The organism is Streptomyces sp. UNOB3_S3 (genome assembly GCF_020740895.1).
Classification (GTDB): Bacteria; Actinomycetota; Actinomycetes; order Streptomycetales; family Streptomycetaceae; genus Streptomyces.
Genome location: NZ_JAILXP010000674.1, coordinates 1 through 1,535 on the forward strand (window position 1 = coordinate 1; position 1,535 = coordinate 1,535).

The following is a 1,535-nucleotide window of genomic DNA, read 5'->3' on the forward strand; positions in this document are numbered from 1 at the left end:
CCTTCGACGTGCTGGAGGTCGCGGAGGCGGCCGGGCGGCACGCCCTGGCCCGGCTGGAGCGGATGGGGGTGCCGCTGGGCCCCGTGGCCCTCACCCCGGACGGCCGCGCGCTGTTCCTCGTCGCCCCCGGCGCGGCCGCGGAGCTCCCCCAGCTGCTCTACCGCATGGGGTGGGACGACGCCCGGCTCGATCTGCGCGGCCTGGGCCGCGGCGACCACATCACGGCCCCCCCGTCGGACTACGCGGGCCTGGGGCCGATGCGCTGGCTGCTGCCGCCCGCCCTCGACACGGCGGGCTGCCCCCCGGAGGCCCGCCTGCTCCTGGGGACGCTGGCGTATGTGTGCCACCGGTCCGCCGGCGCCTGAGCGCTTCGCCGGAATCGCGGTCATTCGACTGCGGGTCGTCGGTGGCCGGTCGCGCAGTTCCCCGCGCCCCTTCGGGGCGCGGTTCCGGGTACGGGCGAGCCCCGTCGCGATGTACTGCGCGACGGGGCTCGTATCGGTCGTGACGCGGCTCGCGATCAGTCTCCGATCAGCGCGTCGACGAATGCCTCCGGCTCGAACGGCGCGAGGTCGTCCGCGCCCTCGCCGAGACCGACGAGCTTGACCGGGACGCCCAGCTCGCGCTGGACCTGGACGATGATGCCGCCCTTGGCCGTGCCGTCGAGCTTGGTGAGGACGACACCGGTGATGTCGACGACCTCGGCGAATACCCGGGCCTGGACCAGGCCGTTCTGGCCGGTGGTGGCGTCGAGGACCAGCAGCACCTCGTCGACCGAGCCGTGCTTCTCCACGACGCGCTTGACCTTGCCGAGCTCGTCCATCAGACCGGTCTTGGTGTGGAGCCGGCCGGCGGTGTCGATGAGCACGACGTCCGCGTTCTCGGCGATGCCCTCCTTGACCGCGTCGAAGGCGATCGACGCCGGGTCGCCGCCCTCGGGGCCGCGGACCGTGCGCGCGCCCACGCGCTCGCCCCAGGTCTGGAGCTGATCGGCGGCGGCGGCACGGAAGGTGTCGGCCGCGCCCAGGACGACGGACTTGCCGTCGGCGACGAGCACCCGGGCGAGCTTGCCGGTGGTGGTGGTCTTGCCGACGCCGTTGACGCCGACGACCATCACGACACCGGGCTTCTCCTCGCCGTTCGTCCCCACACCGGGCTCGGTGTGGACGCTGCGGTCGGCCTCGGTGCCGATCAGGGCGAGCAGCTCCTCGCGCAGCAGGCCGCGCAGGTCCTCGGGGGTACGGGTGCCGAGGACCTTGACGCGCTCACGCAGGCGGTCGACCAGCTCCTGGGTGGGGGCCACGCCCACATCGGCGGTGAGGAGGGTGTCCTCGATCTCCTCCCAGGTGTCCTCGTCGAGGTGCTCACGGGACAGCAGGGTCAGCAGACCCTTGCCGAGGGAGTTCTGGGAACGGGAGAGCCGGGCCCGCAGCCGCACCAGCCGGCCGGCGGTGGGCTCGGGAACCTCGATCTCGGGCTCGGCCGGCGCGGCCTCGACCACGGGCGCGGGCGGGGCGACGGGGGCGGTCTCCTCC

General features: G+C 74.1%; 2 protein-coding genes. One reads left to right on the top strand and one right to left on the bottom strand.

Annotated features, from left to right (window positions below; all coding sequences use genetic code 11):
* On the top strand, positions 1 to 365 hold a 365-nt coding region (locus tag K6I33_RS34925; protein ID WP_229358811.1), incomplete at its 5' end, for a bifunctional DNA primase/polymerase.
* Between the two features lie 155 nt (positions 366 to 520).
* On the opposite strand, the gene ftsY is transcribed toward K6I33_RS34925, so the two are convergent.
* Positions 521 to 1,535, bottom strand: a 1,015-nt coding sequence (ftsY, locus tag K6I33_RS34930) for a signal recognition particle-docking protein FtsY (protein WP_229358812.1), incomplete at its 5' end; no start/stop codon positions are given.